The 6,303-nt window shown below is 54.4% G+C and carries 8 protein-coding genes and 1 other RNA gene; 5 read left to right on the top strand and 4 right to left on the bottom strand.

From position 1 onward, the window contains the following. The 4 genes from M7R55_RS05870 to M7R55_RS05855 form a co-directional block, all read left to right on the top strand. On the top strand, positions 1-262 hold a 262-nt coding region (locus M7R55_RS05870), incomplete at its 5' end, for an aminotransferase class III-fold pyridoxal phosphate-dependent enzyme (RefSeq protein ID WP_298219356.1). 117 nt (positions 263-379) lie between these two features. Beyond that, complete coding sequence (gene argF / locus M7R55_RS05865; RefSeq protein WP_298219355.1) at positions 380-1,318, top strand: ornithine carbamoyltransferase; 939 nt, start codon at positions 380-382, stop codon at positions 1,316-1,318. A gap of 52 nt (positions 1,319-1,370) precedes the next feature. Then, positions 1,371-2,726, top strand: coding sequence for an amino-acid N-acetyltransferase (gene argA / locus M7R55_RS05860; protein ID WP_298219353.1), 1,356 nt, complete (start codon positions 1,371-1,373; stop codon positions 2,724-2,726). Between the two features lie 56 nt (positions 2,727-2,782). Then, entirely contained in the window at positions 2,783-3,565 is a 783-nt protein-coding gene (locus tag M7R55_RS05855) for a class I SAM-dependent methyltransferase (protein WP_298219352.1), read from the top strand. Between the two features lie 34 nt (positions 3,566-3,599). On the opposite strand, the gene M7R55_RS05850 is transcribed toward M7R55_RS05855, so the two are convergent. The 4 genes from M7R55_RS05850 to ssrS all read right to left on the bottom strand — a co-directional run bounded on the left by M7R55_RS05850 (position 3,600) and on the right by ssrS (position 6,014). Further along, a complete protein-coding gene (locus tag M7R55_RS05850; RefSeq protein ID WP_298219350.1) occupies positions 3,600-4,400 on the bottom strand; it encodes a mechanosensitive ion channel domain-containing protein in 801 nt (266 codons plus the stop codon). Positions 4,401-4,732: 332 nt separating this feature from the next. Further along, the gene (locus M7R55_RS05845; RefSeq protein ID WP_298219348.1) at positions 4,733-5,200 is read right to left on the bottom strand and encodes an EVE domain-containing protein; all 468 of its coding nucleotides are present in this window, start codon (positions 5,198-5,200) and stop codon (positions 4,733-4,735) included. After that, complete coding sequence (locus tag M7R55_RS05840; protein WP_298219346.1) at positions 5,197-5,808, bottom strand: 5-formyltetrahydrofolate cyclo-ligase; 612 nt, start codon at positions 5,806-5,808, stop codon at positions 5,197-5,199. Before M7R55_RS05840 ends, M7R55_RS05845 begins: the two co-directional genes overlap by 4 nt. A gap of 21 nt (positions 5,809-5,829) precedes the next feature. Continuing rightward, positions 5,830-6,014, bottom strand: a non-coding RNA gene (gene ssrS / locus M7R55_RS05835) — 6S RNA. Between the two features lie 121 nt (positions 6,015-6,135). Between ssrS and M7R55_RS05830 the strand changes: the two genes are divergently transcribed. Continuing rightward, on the top strand, positions 6,136-6,303 hold a 168-nt coding region (locus tag M7R55_RS05830), incomplete at its 3' end, for a helix-turn-helix domain-containing protein (protein WP_366881157.1).

Raw genomic sequence — 6,303 nt, 5'->3', positions numbered from 1 at the left:
GGCGGTGTTTGCCGGTCAGTCCGCTGTGCTTGAACTGCGTGGTCGGGGCTTGATGATTGGCGTCGTGCTGGATCGACCCTGTGGCGAATTGGTGCGTCTTGCCTTGGATGAAGGTTTGTTGATCAATGTCACCGCTGGTTCTGTGATCCGGTTGCTACCGCCGTTGATCTTGTCCAATGAACAAGCCGATGACCTCGTGAAACGCCTGGGTGACTTGGTTTTGGCCTGGTTGGATGCCAATGCGACTCAAGTAACGGATTAACCTGGTTTAGGGTTCGGGCAGGGCGCTTCCCTGGGTAGCGTTGCCGTTCATGAGATCGATCAAAAATGGTTGGGGTGATGTGGCACTGTGCCGCGACCCGATAGATAGAGATTTTTTATGTCAGTGCGTCATTTCTTGAGTTTGCTGGATTATTCCCTGGCGGACTATCGTCGAATTCTTGCTCGGGCCGAGGCGCTCAAGAAGGCCTATGATGCGGGTATTCGCCCGGCCACCCTCCGTCAACGAGTCTTGGGGATGATCTTCGAAAAGGCGTCAACACGTACGCGATTGTCCTTCGAGGCGGGTATCGCCCAACTAGGCGGCACGGCCATCTTTCTGTCGCCGCGTGATACCCAATTGGGGCGGGGTGAGCCGATCGAGGATTCCGCTCGGGTCATTTCACGGATGGTCGATGCGGTCATGATCCGTGCAAAAGATCACCACATGGTGGAGCAATTTGCCGCTTATTCCCGTGTACCCGTGATCAATGCGCTGACCGACCTGAACCACCCCTGCCAGCTGCTGGCCGATGTGTTCGCTTTTGAACAGAATCGCGGCTCCATTCAGGGCAAACGCGTGGCGTGGATCGGTGACGGTTTCAATATGTGCCATTCGTATATCAACGCAGCACAGGTATTCGATTTCGAGTTGATGATCGCCACCCCGGAGGGTTATCAACCGGATCCGGCCGTTGTGGCTGCCGCGGGTGATCGTGTTCATCTTGTCCGTACCTCGTATGAGGCCGCTTCCGGTGCCGATCTTGTAGTTACCGACGTCTGGGCCAGTATGGGGCAAGAAGACGAGCGGGAGCGCCGCTTACGGGATTTCAAGACCTTTGTGATCGACGATGATGTCATGGCGCGTGCCCATTCCGATGCCTTGTTCATGCATTGCCTGCCCGCTCATCGTGGCGAAGAAGTAACGGCAGAAGTCATTGATGGCCCACAAAGTGTCGTTTGGCAAGAGGCTGAAGCACGCCTGCACACACAGAAAGCCTTGCTTGAGTTTTTGATTTTGGGTGAAGTCTCTGATGATGTCGGCAACCCTGTTATCTAATCGGGTTCAGCGCCTTGTCCGGCCTGACCATGAACGCTGAGTGTCATTCGGCATGAATACGCACTTGCGGTTAAAGGGTGGCGTCACGGAAACGGACAGCACCGTTCTTAGTCCTCAGCAGGTGCTTGTGCAGGGGCTGCGTAATGCCGTGCCCTACATTCGTGAGCACGAAGGGAAGGTTTTCGTGGTGGCCTTTGGTGGGGAGGCGTTGGCCGAACCCGAGTCATTCAATCGTGTGGTGCGTGATCTGGTCCTGTTGGCGGATCTGGGCGTTCGTTTGGTTTTGGTGCCCGGTGCGCGCCCCCAGATCAATCGCCGCCTGGCCTTGGCTGGCTTTGAACCCCGATTCCATCAGGGATTGCGCATCACCGAGTTCGAAATGATCGATCCGGTGACCGAGGCAGTGGGTGCATTGCAGTTCGATCTGCTTTCCTGGCTATCGACCCGGCTGAGCATGTCGTCGGGTTCGGGCCTGGCGCAACGTGTGCTGACCGGCAACTTCGTGACCGCGCGCCCGATGGGGGTTATTGATGGCGTTGATCTGGGCTTTACCGGTGCCGTACGCCGAGTCGACGTAGACGGCATTCGGGATGCGCTGGGCGACGGCTCGATCGTGGTGCAGAGTAACCTCGGTTTTTCGCCCACTGGCGAGCTTTACAATTTGCGTGCCGAAGAAGTGGCGGAGTCGCTGGCAGTCAGCCTCGGTGCCGACAAGCTGATTTTCCTGACCGATCCCGTCGATGATCTACCTTCGGTTATGGGGCTGGCGGACGTGCACCAGCTTCTGTCGCAATCCGGTTCAACGCTATCGGATGAGTTCCGTTTGCATCTGGAAAGCGCGATACGTGCCTGTTCTCGCGGTGTGGATCGTGTTCATCTCGTCGACCGTGAAGATGATGGCGCGTTGCTAGTCGAACTCTTTACCCGCGATGGCAGCGGCACGCTGATTTCTGTCGAGCCCTTCGAGCGTATTCGGGCGGCCAGTCTTGATGACATTGGCGGTATTGTTGCGCTGATCGAACCCTTGGAGCAAACCGGCGTTTTGGTTCGCCGGTCGCGCGAACAGCTTGAGTTGGAGCTGGATCGTTTCGTGGTGATTGAACGTGATGGCGATATCATCGGTTGTGCCGCTCTTTATCCTTATCCAGAATCCCAGTCGGCCGAATTGGCTGCTCTGGTGGTCCATCCCGCTTATCAACGGGGCGGACGGGCAGGCCGCTTGCTGAGCTTCCTTGAGTTGCGTGCCCGGTCCATGGGGCTGAAATCGCTGTTTCTTCTATCGACGCAGACCATGGCTTTCTTTAAGGAAAAAGGGTTCGTGGCTGAAAACATCTCTGCTCTGCCAACGGAGCGGCAAGCCTTGTACAACTTCAAGCGCAATTCCAAAATCTACCGTAAGTGGATCTGAATCATTCCTTGATGACCTCGTCGTCATCTCCATGGTGGGAAAAGGTTCGACTGGTCATGCCGGCCGCCAGCGCAGATGAATATGGAAGCTGCCAGATTCAAGAGCTGCGTAATCTTTCCATCCCGATAATCGGTACGGAAGAAGTGCTCGATGTCCAGCCGGATCATTTCGTTCTCACGCATTCAGAAGGCTGTTGGCAGCTGTTTCCGCCAAAAGGCATCGATATATTTGGTCGCCATTCCCTCTGTATTGATTTCGTTCAGAATGCCCGTTTCAATCAACCAATGGCTTTGCGTGAACCCCTTGCAAAAGCGGCCGGTTTGCGTGCCAATCGTCGTCCAATGGTTATCGATCTGACGGCAGGTTTGGGTCGTGATGCCTGGGCGTTAGCCAGTACGGGTAGCACCGTGTTTGCTTTCGAACGACATCCACTGATTCACTTCCTGTTATCTGATGCGTTGATGCGCGCGAGGTTGGATTCCAAGACCCATGATATTGCATCGCGCATCCATCTTTATGGTTCAGACGCGCGAGCGGTTTGGCCTGACACCATCAAACCCGATGAACATACGGTTTGGTTGATGGATCCGATGTTTCCAGAGCGGCAGAAGTCTGCGCTGGTGAAAAAGGACATGCGCATCTTTCATGAACTGGTGGGTGCCGATGCCGATGCCGATGCCCTGTTCGCGTGGGCGCGTCGGCAACCGGCGAATCGGTATGTGGTCAAGCGTCCACCGCATGCGCCCGCTTTGGCGGGTGCTGTGCCTGCAATGAGCATCAGTAGTGGTCGGGTGCGTTTCGATTGTTATATCAAGCCTGCGGCTTCCCTATCGCAGTAACAGTAAATCGTTGGTGGCGCATCGGTTGTGATCGTTAATCGGGTCGGCGGAGTACCATTTGTGGAAATGGGATTCCGATATTCTCTTCATCAAAGCGTTGCTTGATTTGCTCACGAAGTTCCGTTTGAACCGCCAATATATCGCTGGCATTAACCCAAACGCGGACCAGCAAGTCGATGCTCGACGCGCCAAAATCATTGACGAGCACAAGCGGCGCAGGTTCGGGCAGTATCCTGTTGTCTGCCGCACAAAGCGACTCGATGATCTCTTTTGCTTGTCGTGGATCGTTCGCATAATCGATGCCAACGGCAATTTCAATCCGACGCGTTGGATGGGTGCTGAAATTTCTGATCGGGCTGTTGTATATGGTGGCATTTGGCACAATGATTTCAACATTGGTCGGATCGGTCATGCGGGTTTGGAAAATACCAATTTCCTTAATGGTGCCCATCACATTAGCGCCCTCGACAAAGTCACCGATCTTGAACGGGCGAAAAATAAGGATCATCACGCCCGCTGCAAAATTTCCCAAAGATTCCTTGAGAGCAAGACCAACGGCAATGCCAGCGGCACCGATGAGGGCTACCAGTGATGTTGTGTCGAGTCCCAGTTGAGACAAGGCAGCGACCGCAATGAAGAGCAGGAAAATGGTACGTGCGATGGAGACGATAAAGCCAATCAGCATGACATCTATCCGTGCTTTTCGTAATACGCACTCAAGCCAGGGTACGGTCCAGCGGCTGATGTAATAACCTACTATGGCGATGGCGAAGGCGAACCCGATTTTGATCAGCCAAGGTTGGATTACGTTATGGAACAGTGCAGAGTCGAACATGTTCGATAGTCTCCTCGGGATAAGGGTATTGAAAAGCAACACTGGATTTTAGTGTGCCATTTTTCATTAAGTTCAGAGTGATCTTGACCTCGAAATCACGGTCCTGGCGCTAAGATTCTCTTGGGAATCTTACGTTTTGACATTACTCATTTCCTGGAGGGAATGTTCTTCGACTGATCTTTGAGGTGATGGTAGTACAGGCAGAGGAATCTCTTGGGTATTTGGAATCTGTGATGCAGATAGTCATCACCCGGATCACCAGTTTGAATAGAATTCGAAGCTGCGTTAGCTTGCACATGTCAGGTGGGACACCCGCAAGGAGTAAGAGACGCTTATGCGGCGGGTAAATCTTCTCGAGCGAGAATGCGCGTCCAGTTTTGTGCACTGATGGGCATGATCGACAAACGGTTTCCCCGCCGCACCAGGGGCAGATCTTCCAGCATCTCGTCGTCTTTCAGTTCTTGCAAGGTAATGTTGCGCTTGGTATGGCGCACATACTGGACATCCACCTGTACCCAGCGCGGGTTTTCCGGTGTGGACTTGGGATCGAAATAGTGGTGATCCGGGTCGAATTGCGTAGGGTCCGGGTAGGCTGCGCTGATGACTTCCATAATGCCGACGACACCCGGTACCTTGACGTTGGAATGGTAGAAGAAGACCAGATCACCGATCTTCATCACATCGCGCATCATGTTACGGGCCTGATAGTTTCGAATACCGTACCAGCCTTCCACTTTCTGACGCGACAGATCGTCAATCGAAAAGACATCGGGTTCGCATTTCATCAGCCAGTGGTTCATACGAATTTCCTTATCGAGTAGTGGTTGGTTTTGATGATCCCGGTATTGGTCACGATGTAGTCCAGCGGGACATCCCAGGGATCGGCAGGCAAATGTCCGGTTTCCTGGCAATCGAATGCAATTCCGATCAACCAGGGTCTGGGGCGGCGAAGCCCAGTCAGGCTTCGGTCGTAAAAACCGGCCCCCATGCCCAGCCGATTGCCGCTACGATCGAAGCCGACGAGTGGTATCAGAATCGCGTCCATATGGGCGCTGCGGAGTATCGGCAGGCGTTGTGATTCGAGAATGCCGAATCGGTTACGGTGGGCGTTTATGGGAAGCCGTGCGTTTGGGGTGAGTGTGAATGCGGGCCGAAAATCCAAATGCAGGTCCGGGCGAATCATCGGCAGCCAGATTTTGCGCTCAAATCGCCGCATGAAGGGCAATAGATCGGGTTCGCCGTCGAACGGCATGTAGGCGGCTATGCGGCGCGCGGTACGAATCTGTGGCATGGCGGCGAGAAAACGCTGAATGCGCTGCTGTTTTCGATCCCGCTGGTAGCCATGAAGCGACTTTCTGGCCTGCCGAAGCTGGCGGCGAAGAGATGTTTTGCTTAAGGGGAGATTCATGCAGAAATTTTAGTGGGTTGAGCGTCTTCCAAAACGCCGTTGGCGGCTCTTCGACCTTGAACCGAGGGTTCAAGCTGGGCGGCGCGCAATGGATGTAAGGCTTTCCGACGAAGCGGACCTGCACACGATCCATTTGATGCGCCCCCCAATGTCGCAGATTAAGGCTCAAGGGATAGAGAGCAACCTGACGCACGTCCGAGAAGACTGGTTCAATCCTAGGCTTTCCATCCGTTTTAAGCAAGTGCGATTACTTTGTATGTTAGCCCAAAGCCGTAATGTCCCCTTTGTCCAATTCTAAAATGTCCCCTTTTGATTTCGGGAGGGGTGATGGCAGAGGAGCATATTACGATGAGCTACCAAGAGGTCGACCGACTGGGGGTGATCCAGCAGGTGGTAGGCAAGCGGCTGCGCCAGGGGGATGCGGCCCTGCAGTTGGGGGTGAGTGCGCGTCAGGTCAAACGCCTGGTGGCCCGCTATCGGGCTGAAGGAGCGGCA

This window comes from Halothiobacillus sp. (assembly GCF_027346185.1).
In the GTDB taxonomy this organism is placed as follows: domain Bacteria; phylum Pseudomonadota; class Gammaproteobacteria; order Halothiobacillales; family Halothiobacillaceae; genus Halothiobacillus.
This window is presented reverse-complemented; position numbering and strand designations above follow the sequence as displayed.

Coding starts and splice junctions, on each gene's coding strand:
- M7R55_RS05855 (WP_298219352.1), top strand. CDS start 2,783: ATGCCGGCCGCCAGCGCAGATGAATATGGAAGCTGCCAGATTCAAGAG.
- argA (WP_298219353.1), top strand. CDS start 1,371: ATGAATACGCACTTGCGGTTAAAGGGTGGCGTCACGGAAACGGACAGC.
- M7R55_RS05845 (WP_298219348.1), bottom strand. CDS start 5,200: ATGAACCACTGGCTGATGAAATGCGAACCCGATGTCTTTTCGATTGAC.
- M7R55_RS05850 (WP_298219350.1), bottom strand. CDS start 4,400: ATGTTCGACTCTGCACTGTTCCATAACGTAATCCAACCTTGGCTGATC.
- argF (WP_298219355.1), top strand. CDS start 380: ATGTCAGTGCGTCATTTCTTGAGTTTGCTGGATTATTCCCTGGCGGAC.
- M7R55_RS05840 (WP_298219346.1), bottom strand. CDS start 5,808: ATGAATCTCCCCTTAAGCAAAACATCTCTTCGCCGCCAGCTTCGGCAG.